General features: G+C 64.0%; 20 protein-coding genes, 2 pseudogenes and 1 riboswitch. Of the genes and pseudogenes, 2 read left to right on the top strand and 20 right to left on the bottom strand.

The genetic code is table 11. The annotated features are described in order from the left end of the window. Nucleotides 1-88: 88 nt before the first annotated feature. The 4 genes from AAFX91_RS27535 to AAFX91_RS27520 form a co-directional block, all read right to left on the bottom strand. Nucleotides 89-583 carry a hypothetical protein gene (locus tag AAFX91_RS27535; protein WP_028162326.1) on the bottom strand — a complete coding sequence of 165 codons (495 nt, stop codon included), beginning with the start codon at nucleotides 581-583 and terminating at the stop codon, nucleotides 89-91. A 403-nt stretch (nucleotides 584-986) separates the two neighbouring features. After that, nucleotides 987-1514, bottom strand: a complete 528-nt coding sequence (locus AAFX91_RS27530; RefSeq protein ID WP_051396547.1) for an RES family NAD+ phosphorylase — start codon at nucleotides 1512-1514, stop codon at nucleotides 987-989. Nucleotides 1515-1596: 82 nt separating this feature from the next. Then, the gene (locus tag AAFX91_RS27525) at nucleotides 1597-2904 is read right to left on the bottom strand and encodes a type II toxin-antitoxin system HipA family toxin (RefSeq protein WP_130581641.1); all 1308 of its coding nucleotides are present in this window, start codon (nucleotides 2902-2904) and stop codon (nucleotides 1597-1599) included. Then, nucleotides 2904-3155: a helix-turn-helix domain-containing protein gene (locus AAFX91_RS27520; protein WP_028162324.1), complete on the bottom strand. Its 252-nt coding sequence runs from the start codon at nucleotides 3153-3155 to the stop codon at nucleotides 2904-2906. Before AAFX91_RS27520 ends, AAFX91_RS27525 begins: the two co-directional genes overlap by 1 nt. A 220-nt stretch (nucleotides 3156-3375) precedes the next feature. Between AAFX91_RS27520 and AAFX91_RS27515 the strand changes: the two are divergent. After that, nucleotides 3376-3708, top strand: a pseudogene (locus AAFX91_RS27515) (PepSY domain-containing protein); the annotation flags it as partial. A 129-nt stretch (nucleotides 3709-3837) separates the two neighbouring features. Here AAFX91_RS27515 and cobF read toward each other — a convergent pair. The 7 genes from cobF to AAFX91_RS27480 all read right to left on the bottom strand — a co-directional run bounded on the left by cobF (nucleotide 3838) and on the right by AAFX91_RS27480 (nucleotide 9885). Beyond that, nucleotides 3838-4587, bottom strand: coding sequence for a precorrin-6A synthase (deacetylating) (gene cobF, locus AAFX91_RS27510; RefSeq protein WP_028162322.1), 750 nt, complete (start codon nucleotides 4585-4587; stop codon nucleotides 3838-3840). 45 nt (nucleotides 4588-4632) lie between these two features. Then, nucleotides 4633-5322 (bottom strand): energy-coupling factor ABC transporter permease, encoded by a 690-nt coding sequence (locus tag AAFX91_RS27505; protein WP_394568725.1) that lies wholly within the window; start codon nucleotides 5320-5322, stop codon nucleotides 4633-4635. A 202-nt stretch (nucleotides 5323-5524) separates the two neighbouring features. Beyond that, nucleotides 5525-6253 carry a uroporphyrinogen-III C-methyltransferase gene (cobA, locus tag AAFX91_RS27500; RefSeq protein WP_028162320.1) on the bottom strand — a complete coding sequence of 243 codons (729 nt, stop codon included), beginning with the start codon at nucleotides 6251-6253 and terminating at the stop codon, nucleotides 5525-5527. Continuing rightward, entirely contained in the window at nucleotides 6250-7560 is a 1311-nt protein-coding gene (locus tag AAFX91_RS27495; RefSeq protein WP_028162319.1) for a cobyrinate a,c-diamide synthase, read from the bottom strand. Before AAFX91_RS27495 ends, cobA begins: the two co-directional genes overlap by 4 nt. Further along, nucleotides 7560-8342 (bottom strand): precorrin-4 C(11)-methyltransferase, encoded by a 783-nt coding sequence (gene cobM, locus AAFX91_RS27490; RefSeq protein ID WP_028162318.1) that lies wholly within the window; start codon nucleotides 8340-8342, stop codon nucleotides 7560-7562. The genes AAFX91_RS27495 and cobM overlap by 1 nt, the downstream gene beginning before the upstream one ends. Continuing rightward, a complete protein-coding gene (locus AAFX91_RS27485) occupies nucleotides 8339-8707 on the bottom strand; it encodes a cobalamin biosynthesis protein (protein ID WP_028162317.1) in 369 nt (122 codons plus the stop codon). The genes cobM and AAFX91_RS27485 overlap by 4 nt, the downstream gene beginning before the upstream one ends. Next, nucleotides 8704-9885, bottom strand: a complete 1182-nt coding sequence (locus AAFX91_RS27480; protein ID WP_028162316.1) for a bifunctional cobalt-precorrin-7 (C(5))-methyltransferase/cobalt-precorrin-6B (C(15))-methyltransferase — start codon at nucleotides 9883-9885, stop codon at nucleotides 8704-8706. The genes AAFX91_RS27485 and AAFX91_RS27480 overlap by 4 nt, the downstream gene beginning before the upstream one ends. Here AAFX91_RS27480 and AAFX91_RS27475 point away from each other — a divergent pair. After that, a complete protein-coding gene (locus tag AAFX91_RS27475) occupies nucleotides 9884-10630 on the top strand; it encodes a cobalt-precorrin-6A reductase (protein WP_028162315.1) in 747 nt (248 codons plus the stop codon). The genes AAFX91_RS27480 and AAFX91_RS27475 overlap by 2 nt on opposite strands. Here AAFX91_RS27475 and cobJ read toward each other — a convergent pair. From cobJ to AAFX91_RS27430, 9 genes and pseudogenes are all read right to left on the bottom strand, one after another. Beyond that, the gene (cobJ, locus tag AAFX91_RS27470) at nucleotides 10606-11340 is read right to left on the bottom strand and encodes a precorrin-3B C(17)-methyltransferase (protein WP_028162314.1); all 735 of its coding nucleotides are present in this window, start codon (nucleotides 11338-11340) and stop codon (nucleotides 10606-10608) included. The two genes, AAFX91_RS27475 and cobJ, sit on opposite strands and share 25 nt — an antisense overlap. Beyond that, nucleotides 11337-12068, bottom strand: a complete 732-nt coding sequence (locus tag AAFX91_RS27465) for a precorrin-2 C(20)-methyltransferase (protein ID WP_028162313.1) — start codon at nucleotides 12066-12068, stop codon at nucleotides 11337-11339. Before AAFX91_RS27465 ends, cobJ begins: the two co-directional genes overlap by 4 nt. 2 nt (nucleotides 12069-12070) lie before the next feature. Then, nucleotides 12071-12700, bottom strand: coding sequence for a precorrin-8X methylmutase (locus AAFX91_RS27460; RefSeq protein WP_028162312.1), 630 nt, complete (start codon nucleotides 12698-12700; stop codon nucleotides 12071-12073). Continuing rightward, nucleotides 12700-13863, bottom strand: a complete 1164-nt coding sequence (cobG, locus tag AAFX91_RS27455) for a precorrin-3B synthase (RefSeq protein WP_028162311.1) — start codon at nucleotides 13861-13863, stop codon at nucleotides 12700-12702. Before cobG ends, AAFX91_RS27460 begins: the two co-directional genes overlap by 1 nt. A gap of 97 nt (nucleotides 13864-13960) precedes the next feature. Further along, complete coding sequence (locus AAFX91_RS27450) at nucleotides 13961-14332, bottom strand: DUF1636 domain-containing protein (protein WP_130229647.1); 372 nt, start codon at nucleotides 14330-14332, stop codon at nucleotides 13961-13963. Between the two features lie 93 nt (nucleotides 14333-14425). Next, nucleotides 14426-14643, bottom strand: a riboswitch (cobalamin riboswitch). A gap of 117 nt (nucleotides 14644-14760) precedes the next feature. Continuing rightward, nucleotides 14761-14961: a hypothetical protein gene (locus AAFX91_RS27445; RefSeq protein WP_207231130.1), complete on the bottom strand. Its 201-nt coding sequence runs from the start codon at nucleotides 14959-14961 to the stop codon at nucleotides 14761-14763. Between the two features lie 52 nt (nucleotides 14962-15013). Next, a pseudogene (locus AAFX91_RS27440) lies at nucleotides 15014-15309 on the bottom strand (CobD/CbiB family cobalamin biosynthesis protein); the annotation flags it as partial. A 21-nt stretch (nucleotides 15310-15330) separates the two neighbouring features. After that, entirely contained in the window at nucleotides 15331-15513 is a 183-nt protein-coding gene (locus AAFX91_RS27435; protein WP_028162308.1) for a hypothetical protein, read from the bottom strand. 707 nt (nucleotides 15514-16220) lie between these two features. Beyond that, nucleotides 16221-16620, bottom strand: a 400-nt coding sequence (locus AAFX91_RS27430) for a hypothetical protein (protein WP_394568724.1), incomplete at its 5' end; no start/stop codon positions are given.

The following is a 16620-nucleotide window of genomic DNA, read 5'->3' as shown; positions in this document are numbered from 1 at the left end:
CCTCGGACCGGCCGACAGTCGGAGCTACATCCGTCAAGCGAAAGTAACATCCTCAGGTGAGGCAATACGGGGGGTCAGAGTTCGGCGCTTATTCACACGGTCGCCATAGCGGGTCGATGGAGATCAGCCGGTGGAAATGCAGGCTGCCGATGGTCGCAGGCGCATGTCCTACACCCACAATCGCCTGGTCGCGAAGGTCCGGAGGCAGCGCGCCGATGGGCAGTTGGTCGCGCAGATAGGTCTCGATGCGCCCCAGATCGAGCAGGCGGGCGCTCGCATAAAGCGGATCATCGAATCGAATGTCTGCGGCCCATACGCGCGCCAGGACTGCAAGCACGGCCCGCGCCATGCCGGGCCTGGTCTTGACTGCCTCAAGCTCTTCGAACGCGAGCTCCGCGAGCGCTCGACCGACGATGGGGACAAGGGTGGCGTGATCGGCGGGTCGGCTGAAGCCACCCGCGAGGCGGGCCGCGAGCAGCGGTAGTGTGGCGACATCGCGGCCGTGGTCTCCCGCACGCGCCGCTGCGACACGTTGCATGCGAAAGGAGAGAGTGCCCTCGACGATGACGGTGTGACGCTTCATGTTGCCGAGGACCCTGGTTGCCCGTTCTCGCTAGCGCGGCAGCGCGGTCTGCGCCGCTCGCCGGTGCGACCAGTTGTCGAGCATGACGAATTCGTGGAAGTCGCAGCCGGGATGCCTGCAAATCACGCTCGGCTGAACCTGGCCCCTGGCGCTGATGGAATGCCCCTTGAGTGTAAGTCGGTGACCATGCGAACACGTGACCTCGGCCTTGAAGATGTGCTCGGTGGAGGGGTGACAGGCGGTCCAATGGCCTGCTGGTGCTGAACCGGTCCCCCGCCAATGCGCAAGGCGGGTCCGCGGTTCCGGCGTGTGTCGTTGCGTGGGCGAGCGACGCGGCGTGAATGGTCGGCGTGACCAGATCGCGCGCCAAACGGCCTTTGCCCAGGACAGCGCCATTTCGATTCTACGCTGCAAGAACCTCCTCCTTTCCCGCGAGAATCTCGGGTTGCAGGACAGTACCTTCCTCGTCGAAGGCGTAGAGCCTGTCGATGCGAACGCCGTTCCATTCAAAGCGATAGTGCGTTGTCTGAATCGATCGGCCGAGCGCCTGTCCCTTGAGGACGGCAATCGCCGTTGCCGTGGGGCGCTCGGCCGGCCGAAACAGGACACCGTCGATGTCGGCTGGGACCGCGTTGCCCAATGACCAGCGTTGCTCTCGCGGAAGTTCGGCCGACACGGTGCGCAGGTCGATGAACTTCCCCTCGACGGGGGTCTTCAACATCCGCATGTCGAGGCCGGCTGCCGCTTCCTTTGTGCGCGACAGGAATCGCGAACGGCGCGCGATCGAGACCGCCAGGGCCGTTTGGGGCGTGTCGGCGAGCTCCAGGCAGGATCGCTCGGGGGCAAAGAATGTTGTGCCCTCGGGATTCTCATAGGTGAATGGGGCCAGATTCCAGTTCTGGAGCATCGCTGAATCGAGCTTTGGCCCCATGATCAATCTCGCTGGTCCAGCGTGGCGATGGGCAGAGATGCCCCTCGGCTTCGATTAACTGGTGGCACATCGATCTTTGGCATCACGCATCCTCCAACCTGCGCAGACGAGCCTTGACCCCATTATTGATGCTATCAGCGACTTCGGCAGGAAATGCCTTCGGGAGCGCCGCGGTGACCTGTTCGACCGCCGCCGGCGCCTGTGCGCGCAGCTCATCGAAGATCGCGGTCACGAGTCCCGCGCCAATCCCTGCCTTGGCAGCGGTCTGGACAAAATGGCGCGGCATGACGCTGTCGACGACGTAGTGACGGCTATCACCGACGGCCATGGCCAGCTTCATCTTGTTACGCTTGATCTGGCCTGCGTCGAGGCTGGGCTGCGCTGAGATCACATCGTAGAGCGGGGTCATGCGGAAGCGACCGCCGGGAGAGAGAAAGACGCTGAAATTTTTGGCGTGCCCATCCGTGGCACCGAGAAGCCAGAAGGCAATCACGGCTTTCAGAAACGTCGTTTGATCTGCCTCTGGCTGATCGCTCCCTTTCAGCAGATTGAGGATAGCTGGAATACCGGGCCCGCCCTCGGATTCGTATTTCAAGGATGGCGGCACGGACAAAGCCTGGCAGCAATCCTCTTGGGGCAAACGCAGGAGACGGTTGTCGCTGGTCCAGCGGCGATCGAACCGCTCGACCACGAGCACGCGGTTACCCTCAAACTCCTCAATGGCGACCGGGGCGCTCGGAAACCCAAGGGCGGCTGTCAGCTTGAGACAGAAGAACTCATTCTCGACGCTGTAGGAAAGATCGATGCCGTTCGGCAGTCGGCCAATCTGCGGTTTGAGGATGTGCGTCGTAGCTGTAGTCGCCAGCGGCTTGTACCAACGCCCTTTCCAGAACAAGAGCGCGGTCTTTTCCTGGGCGCCGGCGATCGAGATCCGAAAGTCCTCGTCCTCGCCAAGCCCAAGGGGAGCCGATGCAAGGTCGCCGAGAAGCTGCGCGATTTCCTTGTCGTTAACAGGTCTGCCGTCGACAGCACCGGCGGCGCCGGGTTCGATACCGTCCGGCAGGAATTGCAGTGCGCCGACGCAATCCCGTCCGACAGGGGCAAGTAGGTCGTAAGCGTCGATGCCCTGAGCGTGGACTCGCTCCGCCATGCGACGACGGATGGGCGTGCTGTCGGGCAGGAGATTGTCGAAGACGGCGATGACAGGCGCACCGATATAGCGGTCCTCACGCAGAGGCAGAGATAGCGACACGGGCAGCGCATGCTCCCAGGCAAGCCAGGACGGATCGTACTGAAAGTCGATTGCGCCGCTGGATTGCCTGTTCAGGCGCCCGACGAGACGGCCGTTCAAGAAGACATTGAGCGGGATATGCCGCCGCGGGCGAGCCATCAAAAGATGTCCTCGATCTCGGCCGGCTTTGCCTTCGTCCTGGGACGGATAACGAACTCGAGGTCGAGCGCTGCGAGAATATCACAAAGCGTTCCGAGCTGAGTCCCGGGCGCGCCACTCTCGACGGCCGAGATAGTTGCTTGCCGTAGCTTTGTCTTGTCCCTGACGCGGGTCTGGTTCAGGCCAAGGTTGCGGCGTTGCCGGCGGATGGCATCTCCGATTTGCTTGGGCGTTCGGGCGATCTGGTCCACGGCGTACCTCTCTAGGCACGCCATATACGCTCTAGAGGTTAAATGTCAATATACGCTTCAGAGGTTAAAAATGGATATACCTTTCAGCGTATACACCATATAAATACGCTTTAGCGTATAGCCGCCCTCCTACCCTGCGGGCGGCTTTCAGGCTCTCGCTCCTCATTCCCCATGAGCTTGCGGTAACGACGAATGGTGTCCTGCAAGTGCGCGTTCACCGGCTTCGGATCGAGAAGCGCACCCACAAACGTGGTTCGATGCTTATTGGTATTCGCATCACAATGAGCGCCCTCTGCCGGTGCTGCGCGTGGGCTTCGAGGACGCGGCTCAGAGCTGGTTCTACATTGATCCGCGCAATGGCGACATTCTCGGCCGCGTCGACAATAGCCGCCGGACGTATCGCTGGCTATTCAATGCCATGCACAGTCTAGATTTTCCGCTGCTGCTGCGCCATCGCCCGGCATGGGACACCGTGATGGTGCTCCTGTCGCTCATTGGAATCGTCGTGTCGACGAGCGGTATCGTGATAGGTTGGCGGCGACTGCGATCCTAGCGGACAGTTTTAGAGCAACCGCGACGGCCGCCTCGCGATGGACGGCAGAGATTCCGGGGCACTTCTGATAGACCCATTGAGGGAGCATGTTGCCGTACCTCTGTTCCGTTCGCGCGACGAATGGCCGCTTCACGATCTACGTTTGAGAATGTAGCTGTCCATGATCCACCCGTGCCGTGCGCGCGCCTCCTGCCGCGCGGCAGTGATGCGCGGACCCATCTCGGATAGCTCGCCCGACATAATGATCTGATCCGGCGTACCGAGATAGGCGCCCCACCAGATGTGCAGGCCGTGCGCGTCGAGCGACTGAAACGCCGTGCCACCGTCGAGCATCACGACCACGGTATCGGTGCCGGGCGGCCAGCCGCCTTCGCGCAACCGCCGTCCCGTCGTGACCAGAAAAGGCTCGCCGACATCGTTCAACGGCAGCGCGTGGGCCGCGCACAATGCCTGGATCGACGTTATGCCGGGGATCACTTCGATCATAGGTGTGGGATCGAGCCGTCGCGCGATGCGCAGGGACGAGTCATAGAGCGAAGGATCGCCCCAGATCAGCAGCGCAATCCGCCCCTCGCGTCCCAAATGGCCGGTGATCGTCTGCGACCAGGTTGCGGCGACCGCGTCGTGCCATTCGTCCACGCGCTTGCGGTAATCCGTTTCGTCTGCGTCACGAACCGGCAGGTCGAATTCCGCGATGCGTGCCGCTGCATTGGTAAGTACGTCTTTGCAAATGGCCCGCCGCAATTCGGCGAGCTCGGACTTCGCCATTCCCTTGCGCGGAATGAGAATGAGATCGGCTGCGTTGATGGCACGGATTGCCGCGAGCGTGAGTTGCTCGGGATCGCCGCAACCGATGCCTATCAAGGAGATCGTGAGCATTGCTTGAGCGAAGAGCGGCCATGGCGGCCGCCGTTCGCATTGTCTCTAGGCAGCGTTGTGCAGGCGGCGGGTGACGAACCCCTCCGCGGTCACGGCACGCAGCGATTTGGCGAGCGCCAACACGGCGAGATCGGCCAACGGCTCGATCAATACGACTAGCGCATAGGACGCCGCGAAGGTCTCGATGTTGGCGAGATTGGCGGCGCCAAAGCCCGCACCATAGAGCGCCCAGAAGGCGACCCACGCCACGATGCCCGACTGGTATGCAGTCGAGAGCGCGAGGGCCTGGCGATATTGCAAGCGATATTGCAAGTCCACATAGGCCGTGTTGCGTGGAACGATGCGCTGGCCGAGCGCCTGGATCGCAAATAGTGGCACCAACAGCGTCGTGACGTTCATGCCGTATTGCGGCAGATCGGTCGGCACGAAGAATAGTCCCTGCAACAGTAGACCGAGCGCAAGTCCCAAGGCAGCTGGCGCCGCGCCGAACAATAAGAACAACGTCGAGCCGAGGATGAAGTGCACCTCGGAGACCCCGACCGAGAAATGCGGCAGGATCTCGAAGAACGTGAGCACAAGCGCTGTCGTGGCCATTATCCGCACAGCCAACGATCCGATGCCATGCTCGCGCACGGTCTCGACCGCGAGCTTGAGCGCGACAGCGCCCGCGGCGATGCCCGTCGCATAACTCAACACGAGCTTGGCGCCCGTTACGATTCCCGGTTCGATATGCATGATCTCAAGTCCTTCCTGCCGTCACACCCGACGGCCCTGGGTCCACGGGCGGCCGGGGCTTCCGGGCGCGCGCAATGGGTCCGCCCTACCCCATTCCCGATTATGTTCCGGCGCTTTGCGCCGCTTCGAGCACCATGCCCTCTTGTGTGCTCTTTTCGAACAGCAGGCGTCAAGGGGCGAGCGAGGGCGGACGCCGACATCATCAGGCAGAATCTCCTGCAAGCGCGCCGAACAGAATGACGGCGGCTTTGGTCACGGCTTCGGCTTGCGCAAGACGTTCGGCGAGCTCTGCGATGGTGGTGCGGACAAGCCGCTCATCGGAGTGGCCTAAGGATTCCGCAAGCAGCGCCGGGGTATCAGGCGCAAGACCATGCGCGATTAGCTTTGCCGCCAGAGCGGGGAATGTCCGCCGGCCCATATAGACCACGGTGGTTGCTTCCGAATCGGCGAGGGCCGCCCAATTGAGATTTTGCGGCAATTCGCCGGTGACATCGGCTGCGGTCACGAACTGGACCCGGCGCGACGTGTGGCGTCGCGTCAACGGAACGCCGGCCTGCGCGGCGGCAGCGCAGGCCGCGGTCACGCCGGGAATGATCTCATAGCCGATATCAGCCGCGCGCAGCGTCTCGATCTCCTCTTCGAGACGGCCGAAGACGCCGGCATCGCCGGATTTCAGGCGCACCACGCGCGCGCCGGTCGAGGCATAGTCGACCAGGAGCCGGTTGACATGCTGCTGCTTGGTCGAGGGACGGCCGGCGCGTTTTCCAACCGCGACGAGATTGGCGCCGGGACGGACACGGTCGAGGATCGCGCCTGACGCGAGATCGTCATAGAGTACGACGTCGGCCTCGCGAAGCCGCGCGGCCCCTTTCAACGTCAGGAGCTCGGGATCGCCGGGACCGGCGGAGATGAAAGAGACGAAGCCCCTCACCGGTCCTCCGCAATCAGGTGAAAGAATGTGCCGGTCGCGTGACCGCGCCGCGAGCCGGTCTCGGCGACGATCGCCCCGGTCGCGTCGCGGACGACTGCGAGCGGCGTATCTGGCTGTGCGACGATCGTGGAATAGTGAAACTCATGGCCACGCAAGCGCGCGCCGGCTTGATGTCCAGGGATCGGCGCCGCGAGCTCGGCGAGACGATAGCCGAGGTGCATGCGACGTTTGGCAAAGCTCGTCTCCAGACCGAGCAAGCCGACCATCTCGTGGCGCGCGCCTTCGGCATCCGCCAAAGCCGCACCCAGCACCATATAACCCCCACATTCGCCGTGCACGGGGCGCGTCGCCGCAAAGGCGCGGAGAGCGGTGCGAAATCGTGCGTTGGCCGTGAGGCGGCCGGCGTGCAGTTCGGGATAGCCGCCGGGCAGCCAGCACACATCGGCGCTTTCATCGGGGCCTTCATCGGCGAGCGGCGAGAAGGTCGTGATCTCGGCGCCCGCGGAGCGCCAGGCCTCCAACATATGCGGATAGACAAAGGAGAACGCCGCATCGCGAGCGAGCGTAATGCGTTGACCGGGCGGATCGACGCCGAGCCCGCGCGCGGACGGTTGCGGCGACCAGCTGGACGCCGCTTGCAGCACGGCGTCGAGATCGACATGCGCGCTGACGAAGCGCGCGGCCTCACCGATCAGGCCACTGATCTGAGCCTGCTCCTCCGCCTGCACCAGGCCGAGATGCCGTTTCGGCAAGCTGATTTCGGCGTGGCGAGGCAAGGCCCCGAGCACGGGTATGCCGGCATTGGCGAAGGCACTGCGCACGAGCTCCTCGTGGCGCGGACTCGCGACGCGATTCAACACGACACAGGCAAGGCGCACACCCGCGCGAAAATCGCGCAGACCCGCGGCCACGGCCGCGGCCGTCTGGGCCTGTCCGCACGGATCGATCACGAGCAGCACTGGCCAACCGATCATCTCGGCAATGTCGGCGGTGGCGCCGGTGCCGGAGACGCCGCGTGCGGCCGCGCCGTCAAACAAGCCCATCGAACCCTCGGTTAGAACGAGGTCGGCATCCGCACCACGGCCAACGAGGTGCTCGATCGCCGCGCGATCCATCGCCCAACTGTCCACGTTGACGGACGGGCATCCGGCGGCGGCGGCATGAAACGCCGGGTCGATATAATCGGGCCCGCTCTTGAAGCACTGCACCTTCAATCCGCGGTCGCGATAGGCGCGCGCGAGCGCCAGCGTCAGCGTCGTCTTGCCGACGCCGGAGGCCGGCGCCGAGATGACGAGGCCCGCCCCCATCACGACGCCTCCGGAAAGCGCGGTACCGGCCCGATCGGCCGGTAGCGGCGATCATAGTCGGCGGCGTAGAGACGACTCTCGGCAAACTCCTCCGAACCCAAGGTCTTGCCCACCAGGATGAGTGCGGTCCGCTCGAGCTCAGCACCAAGAGCGGCTTCAACTGTGGCGAGCGTGGCGCGGACGATGCGCTGGTCTGGCCAGCTCGCGCGCCAGACGATCGCCACCGGGCAGTCCGCGCCGTAATGCGGCGCGAGTTCGGCGACGACCTTATCGAGTAAATGGATCGACAGATGAATGGCGAGCACCGCGCCGGTTGCGGCGAACGCGGCGAGGTTCTCGCCCTCCGGCATCGCGCTGGCCCGGCCCGGCGTACGCGTCAGCACCACCGATTGGGCCAACCCCGGCAATGTCAGCTCAGCTTGCAGCGCTGCCGCGGCCGCGGAAAAGGCGGGAACACCCGGCGTCACGGAATATGAAATACCGAGCGCGCGCAGGCGGCGCAATTGTTCGCCCATCGCCGACCAGATCGAGAGATCACCCGAGTGCAGCCGTGCCACATCCTTGCCGTCGGCATGCGCACCTGCGATTTCTGCGATGATCTCGTCGAGCGACAGTGGCGCGGTGTTAACGATTCGCGCGCCTTGCGGGCAATGCGCCAGCACGCCCGCCGGCACCAGCGAGCCGGCATAGAGACAGATCGGACAAGAGGCGATGAGATCGCGGCCACGCAAGGTCAAGAGATCCGCGGCGCCCGGCCCTGCACCGATGAAATGCACCGTCATTCGCCGTCTCCCTCCGCAATGGCAGCGGTTGCCGTCCGGTCCTGCGAGATCGACCGCCTCGAAATTAGCCGCGCGCGACGGCCGGCCGCGGCGAGCGCGGCAGCCTCGGCGACCGATCCCGTGCCAAACTTGTCCCTGATGAGTTTTGACTGAGTCGGCGTTGCGATGCCTGTCAGAACTTCAGCTGGAATCGCCTTGATCGGCACGCCGCATTCTCGCGCGAGCAACTTCAGGGCACCCGCTTCCGCCTTGTCGCTAACGGTTGCCACCGCCGCGATTCCGGCGGGTCCGCCGGCCGCCACGAGCGCTTCGCGGAGCGCGTCGAGCGTGGCGTCGCGTTGGAATCCCAAGCCCGCGACCTTCATCTGACCACGCTCCATTGCACGACCGGCCGTGTCGCCTCCCAGGAGCGGTAATGGCCGAGTCGTCCTGCATGCGCGAGCTCGATCCGCATCAACCCGCCGCCGTGGCGGTGGTGCAGTTCCACGAGAAACGCTTCCGTCTCGAGCGTTATGGCGTGCGCGACCAGCCGCGTACCCGGGACAACGCGCGACCAGACGGCATCGAACATCGCGCTGTCGAGACCTCCGCCGAGGAACACAGCATCCGGCGTTTCAAGTGCAGCGAGAGCGTCGGGAGCAGTCCCGCCAATGACGGTGACCCGGTGCGACAGCCCGAAACTCGCTGCATTGCGGCGGATGTTCGCGGCGCGGTCATCGCGCGCCTCGACGGCCACCGCGATCCCGCCGCACAGCGCCCATTCGATCGAGATCGAGCCAGAGCCTGCGCCGATATCCCACAACCGTTCGCCCAGTCGCGGCGCCAGCGCCGAAAGAGCGAGCGCACGCACCGGCCGCTTCGTCATCTGGCCATCATGCGCGAAGAGATCGTCCGGCAGCCCCGAACTGCGGGTGATGCCTTGTGCTCCGCTGGCCTTCAGCGCAACCGCGACCGGGCCATCGGCCAAATCACCGGCATAGCTGTCTGCGCGATGCTGCATGATCTTCTCACGTGGGCCGCCCAGCGCGGCGAGGGTCCAGAACGACGATGCGTCCCACCCCTGCTCTGTCAACCATCTCGCAAGGTCACCAGCCGCCCTGGCATCGCGCACCAGGCAAATGATCTGTGCGCCGCGCGCGAGATGCGGCACGAGCCGTTCGAACGGCGCGGCGTGCAGTCCGAGACAGATGACGGACTCAAGACGCCAGCCGAGCCGCGCTGCGGCGAGCGAGAATGTCGAAGGCGCGGAATGCGCGATCCACTCGCCTGCCTCGAGCTTCTCCGCAAGACTGCCGCCGACGCCATGCCAGAACGGGTCGCCCGAGGCGAGCACCGCCGTCGGGCGGCCGCGGCAGCTCAGCACAGCGTCGGCATCGAACGGCACTGGCCAGGGCCGGGTGCGTTCGGTTATGCCTGCGAGCGCAAGATGGCGCTCGCCACCAAAGACGGTTTCGGCTTCAAAAAGCGCCTTTCGGCTTGCCTCGGAGAGGCCGGCAAGGCCATCCTCGCCGATACCGATGATGGTCAGCCAGGGATCAGCCATGACGCGCGCCCTCATTCTGGGCGGAACGACTGAGGCCAATTTGCTCGCTGCAGCAATTGCGCGGGCGGGCCTCGAAGCGATCTACTCCTATGGCGGACGCACCCGCAACCCCGCCGACCAGCCACTGCCCACCCGCGTCGGTGGATTCGGCGGCGCGAACGGACTTGCCGACTATATTCGCCGCGAAGCCATTACGCATGTCGTTGATGCAACCCATCCGTTTGCGGCCGAAATGAGCCGCAACGCGGCTGCCGCGTGCGCGGCAAGCGGAACGCCTCTGATCGCGATCGAGCGTGTGCCTTGGGCCAAGGCGACTGACGATAACTGGATCGAGGTTGCGGATGTCGCGTCCGCCGTCGCCGCCTTGCCGGAAAATCGGGCGCGCGTCTTTCTTGCCATCGGCCGGCAACACATCGCGCCGTTCGGCGCGAAGCCGCAGCATGCCTACACCTTGCGATTCGTCGACCCGCCCGAGGGCGCACTGCCATTCGATGCCGACGTCATCGTGTCGCGCGGGCCATTCACTCTTCAAAGTGAGCTGGAGATGATGCGCACGCGCGGCATCGAATGGATTGTCGCCCGCAATTCCGGGGGCGAAGGCGCGCGCGCAAAAATCGACGCTGCGCGTGCGCTCGGCCTTCCCGTGATCATGATCTCGCGGCCGCCTCTGCCTGAGCGGACGCGGATGGAAAGCGTGGCCGAGGTGATGCAATGGCTCGGTCATCGGGCGTGCCTCGGCGCATAGACCCAGCGGCCAACGCGTCGCGTCGCCGAATTGCCGATGATCACGAGCGTACGCATGTCGGCCATCTCGGGCAACGCCTCGCTCAATTTGATCATTTCAATCCGCTCATCGGGTGTGCTGACCGCGCGCGCGAATATCACGAGACGGTCGCCGCACCCGGCCTCCTTCAACACTGAGAGCGCGCGTCCAAATCCCTCCAGCCGGCTCGCCGAGCGCGGATTGTACATCGCGATGGCAAAATCAGCTTCGGCCGCAAGCCGCAGCCGTTTCTCGATCACCGCCCACGATTTCAGATTGTCGGAGAGATTAATGGCACAGAAATCGTGTCCGAGCGGCGCGCCGGCGCGCGCGGCCGCCGCCAGCATTGCGGTCACGCCAGGGAGCACCCGGATCGGAAGCCCCTGGTATTGCGGCGTCTCTTCGAGCGCTTCGAACACGGCAGAAGCCATCGCAAAGATGCCGGAATCGCCAGAGGATACCAGCACCACGTTGCGTCCCTCTGATGCCAGCCGCAAAGCGTGGGCTGCGCGTTGCAACTCCATGCGATTGTCCGACGGATGGAACGTGAGCCCTTCGCGCGGCGCTACGCGCGCGACATAGGGCGCATAGCCCAGAATGTCGGTCGCGGTAGCTAGCGCGGCCGTCACCTCCGGCGTGACCAGCGCCTCATCGCCCGGCCCAAGTCCCGCGATCGTCAGCGATCCCGTCATGCGATGTTGTCCGCGCGCCATCCCGTTCCATGCACGAGCACGATTGCAAAATAGGGGCAATCGGTTTCCTCGACATCGACCAGCCGCGCGACACGCTCGCCCGGCATGGTGCCGCGCTCGACCAGCCAGGCATCATTGAGACGACCGGCGGAGGCGAGCGCACGGCGCACCTTTTGGAGGTTGCGCCCGGTCTTCATGACGACGAGCGCGTCCGAATTGCGCATCCGCCGTTCGAGTTCATCCTCCGCCATTGTGCCCATCAAGACGGTCGTCACGTCATCGCCCAACGCAATCGGCTGACCGACCACATTCCAGCAGCCGGCCATGCCCGGAATGCCCGCGATCACCTCGATCTCGACGCGGCCTCGCAGGCCCGCGTGCAAATGCATGAAGGAGCCATAGAAGTAGGGATCGCCTTCGCAGAGCACGACGACATCGACCGCGAGCGCAAGCCGCGCCAGACGCTCCGCCCATTCTTCATAGAAGCCGGCGAGCACGCGAAGGTAATCCGGACTGTCGAAGGAGAGCTCGGTGGTGACCGGATATTCCATCGGATATTCGGAGACATTGGCGGCCAGCATGCCTTCGACAATGCGGCGGGCCTGACCGGGACGCCCTTTCTTGCGGAAATAGGCGACGTGCCTGGCTGCGCGCACCTCGCGGTCCGCGCGCACGCTCATCAAGTCCGGATTGCCTGGCCCGAGGCCGCAGCAAATGATGCGCCCCATCGCTATTCGCTCCGGCTCGCGAGCGCGTTCACGGCGGCGACGGTGATCGCCGAGCCGCCGAGGCGTCCTTCAATTGTCAGGGCGGGCGCCGGCGGATCGGCCATCAGCGCGGCCTTGGATTCAGCCGCGCCGACGAAGCCGACCGGACAGCCAATGATTGCAGCCGGCCTCGGGCAATCGCGATCCTCCAGCATGTTGAGGAGGTGAAACAGCGCGGTGGGCGCGTTGCCGATCGCGACAAGGGCGCCATCGAGGTGCGGTCGCCACAGTTCCAGTGCCGCGGCCGAACGGGTATCGCGCATGGATTGTGCCAGTACGTGAACGGCGGGGTCGCCGAGCGTGCAGACGATGGCATTGACCGCCGGCAACCGCGCGCGTGTAATGCCCTCGGACACCATACGCGTGTCGCAAAGTACGGGCGCGCCGGCCTGCAGCGCATCCCGCGCCGCCGCCACCATGCCGGGCGTGAAACGGATATGGGCCTCGAGCCCTACCATGCCGGCGGCATGGATCATGCGCACGACCACCTGTTCTTCATCGGGCGTGAAGCGCGTCAAGTCCGCCTCGGCGCGGATGGTGGCAAAGGACTGTCGATAGATCGCTGCACCGTCGGTTTCATAAATGTGCGGCATCAGCGTCCTCCCGCCAGCATGGAGGGATTTTCGATGATGACGCCGTGGCTCAAGCCACGCATAACTGGCGCGGCGCGCGGCGAGCCGTCGCGGATGAGATCGAATCCGGCGCTGGTCGCAACCAGCGTGATCGCGGTCGCCCCGGAATGCGCGCAGCCCTTGGCGCAGCCCGAAACGTGGAGGCGCGCGTCCGCGGCGATGTGCGGCGCAAGCGCGGCAGCCAGCGTGCGGGTATCGGCAAGAGCCTCGCGGCAGCGCGGCGCGCCGCTGCAAGCGATGACGCGAAGCGCTGGGTCATCGGCCTCGGTGATGAGGTCCGCACCGCGCGGCATCGTGCGTGCTCCCTCAGCAAGAATCATCCGCCACGGTGTCATACGCAACCCTTGCGCATCTGCGGCAATAAGCCGAAGCGCCGAATGGGGCAGTTGCCCGAATGCGACGCCGACCATCGCACCCAGCGGACAAAGACCGGGACGAGGCACAGCGATCGTCGGTGCGGGCTCGGTCCTACCGAGCAGTGCATCCGGCAATCTCGCGCCGGCCATGATGTGGGCGGCCATGCGCCCTCGCCTGCCGCTGGTGCCGCCTGAGGTAATGAACCATTCGGCAAGCGCGACTGCAACGCTCACAGCGTCGCCGCGCGTAACGGAGCGACCAAACTCAGCGCCATCGGCGCGCACCAAAAGGCCGCCCGCGCGGCCACGCTCGATCCGAATGTCCGCGGATGCGCCAGCAAGCACCCGTTCCTTGCCGTCATCGACAGCGAAGCCAAATTTGGTCGGAAGAGCTAGCCCACTGCCGGCAAGGGCCTGCTCCAGTTCGGCTGCGAGCGAACGCGTGTCATCGCCTATGCCCCAGAACGGTGTCACCAGGATGTTGCGATGCGACTCGGCCTCCGGATCATGGTCAAGCAGCTTCAATTGGGCGAGACCGTCGAGCAGAGACAAGTGTCCCTGATCACTCACGCCTCTGATCTGGAAGTTGGCCCGGCTGGTCAAGTCGATCAAGCCGTTGCCGTAACACTCTGCCAGATCAGCCAGCCCTGCCGCCTGTGCCGCATCGAGCCTTCCGCCATAGGGGCGCACGCGGACCACGAGCCCGTCGCCTGACTGCATCGGCCGCAACGCGCCAGGGCACCAGCCCTTGATAGCGACCGTACTCATGACGCCTCGCGCGGCGCAGCCGCGATCGAATTTCGGCGCGTCTTCCAGAGTGATGCCAAGCCAGTGACGACCGTGACAGGGACTTTTGCGAGCGTGTTCATTCCGCGGCTTCTGGCAGGGCGGCGATAGGTGGAATGCGAGCGAGCGATTGTTTGCGGAAGATCTCCGGCCGGCTGCGCCATGGCACGATGCCATCGGGTGCCGCCGCGTAAGCTGACGCGCCGGCAATCACGTCGTGCGCGTTGCCATCGGACAAGCGACCGTAGACATAGGACCACCGTCCCGGCGCGCTGAGCGCGACCGAGCAGCCCTGGTTACAGGCGGACAGGCATTCGACGGGAACGACGACGCCGTCAGGCACGCCCGCGTCGAGAATAGCGGCATGCAGGCGCGCACCGGGCGTAATCTCGCCTTCCCCGAGCGTCTGGCCCGGGCGGCATGTGATGCAAACGTGAAGAGTGACGATCATCGCCCCTTCCTGAATTGACGGCGGGAAGCGATGAGGTGCACGAACCGTCCTTGAGGAGGCTTCGCTTTCCCCGTCGCGGAACACCCCGTCCGCCGGTCTCAACGTTGCGCTGGCAGGTCTCCCGGCTTGCGGAGCAGGGTCTTTCCCTTCGATCCCCGCCTTCCCGATCCCCAGGGGATCAGTGGCTTCGGGCATCTCTCCGGTCACGGTCGCGGGGGCGGCTGCTTTTCAGGCCAAGCCGTTTGGCTCGAGCCCTATCGCATTCCCTCTTCGCCTGTCGCAGAACAGGCACCAACGCGGGCCGACCATTTGCTCTGGGCCGCAACTTGTCAAGCCAAAGGGACCACGCCGGATGATGTCCGAACCAGATGCCGCCGAGGACGGGGACATCGTCGCGCCCGAGGGCTCCACCGACGCCCGCCAGGCCATCAAAATGGCGAAAAAGGAGATGGTCCGCGAAAGATCAGGGCGACCAAGGACGGCGAAGAGGGACTGATCGGGCGCAGGTGATAAGCCAGGGCTAGCTCGGTAAAGCTTTCGTCGATCACTAGACGGCCGACACGCGGCAGGATCGAAAGAAGTTCACTCTGATCATGATGCTTTCCGTCGGGATCGTTCGGGTTGACCACGATCGCGAGCTCAGCCCTCGCGAGCGCCTCGAGTTCCCGCCGCGATGGTCTCGTGATACGCTCGCGGACCGCTGAGCCGCTCGCCGAGCGCTCCAGCTATGGCGGCTTCGAGCCAGCCGGCATTAATCGAGCGGCGCCGGTTCGCATCGCGCATCATGCATGACCACCCTGCGAAGACCGGGGCGCGCAGCACGAAGAGAACAGCGGTCAGGCGAGCTGGAATGAAGTTTGCCACATCATCGATGCGCGCGCCGCAGCCCAACCAAGAGCTTCGTGTCGCGGCGTATGATGGCCGATCATAGAGTCCAGTGCGTTGATCGCCTTGTAGCCGGCAATGCCAGGTACCCCACCCCGACCAAGCCGGGATTTCTACTTCAGCAAATATGCGCCTGCGAATTGTTCGGCCATCACCGCACGTTCTTCTTCAGTTTGACCCAAATGCGACATCGACCCGTGATGGTCCTTCGCATCCAGCGTATGATGGTCATTTCGATTTAGCACCTCCTCCATCCCTGCCGGATCAGGCTGCGTTGTCTCGTCGAGGATCGGCATGGGCATTTCGGTGGCAGGGCCTGGCGCGGCGAACGCTAAACTAGTCACAACCGATAGCGGAATGCCGAGTTGCACTCGGGGGAAGCTCCCTTCGAGGGCGTGATCGCGGCCTCGTGGGAGGGCCGCTACAGGTCACCTCCGCGGCCGAAGTCTCTCCGCGAAATCATCAAGCAAAAGGAAAGCAATGAGCGCGATTGACCACTGGTGAGTCGTGCGACATACGGATCTTTCTTTACAGGCGTCTCTGGTTGCTCAAATATCTTCTGCGGTGGGTCAGATATCCCCCTCCACATCTGTCACAGATAGGGAGGCTCTTCTATGATCCTATTCAGGATAGTCTTCGCAGTAAGCGCTATCTTGCTAACCAGGGATGCATTTGCGGAGCCGGGGAATCTGGATCGGGACAGCCCCATTTCGCTTTGGGTCGCCAGCAGACTGCACCGATCTGGGAATGACATACGTGGGGAGTGATTCAAAAGGGGACGGTGACAAATGCTGGACTGGAACGAAAGTGTATTGTTCAGGTTATCCCGCCCCTGAAGTTGCATTCATCGGTTATGATGCTTGTGACGGTTTTCAATGTCATCGAACGATGTGCGGTAGCAATCCCAGTCCGGGTCCGAGGGTAATCGCAAGTGAGTCTTGGTACTTCTGTCCTGCCTGCGGCAGTGCAAATATTAGAAGGATCTTGAGATTGAACAAAGTTCCTAACGCACAGATTGCGGGTGCTTGTCCGTGGCGATATTTCTAGGTTCGTGATCATTGGGCAGTGCGTAGGCGCAGTCAGCGCACATGATCGCCCGCTTGTCGCCGATGCAGGTCCGATCCTTGCCGCCGTTGTGCTTGCAATCGCGGCATTTGAATAGGTAGTCACCTGGCGCGCGGAAGATTGACGGAGCGGATCGCTCGAATTTTCGCCGACGTTCAGCGCCCGCATCGACCGGGTGATCGATTAGGCTGGCTACTTCCGGTATTGGCCCTTCGGCGACCTCGTCATAGGGAGCTATGCGGGAAACTGGGTGATGACGGACTGAGATAGGCGGCGTATCGAGGCGGGTGTCGAAGCCTGCCAGAACCTCACATGGGATGGTTCGTGTCAAGGCCATC

The sequence above is a fragment of the Bradyrhizobium sp. 31Argb genome (assembly GCF_043638955.1).
In the GTDB taxonomy this organism is placed as follows: domain Bacteria; phylum Pseudomonadota; class Alphaproteobacteria; order Rhizobiales; family Xanthobacteraceae; genus Bradyrhizobium.
This window is presented reverse-complemented; position numbering and strand designations above follow the sequence as displayed.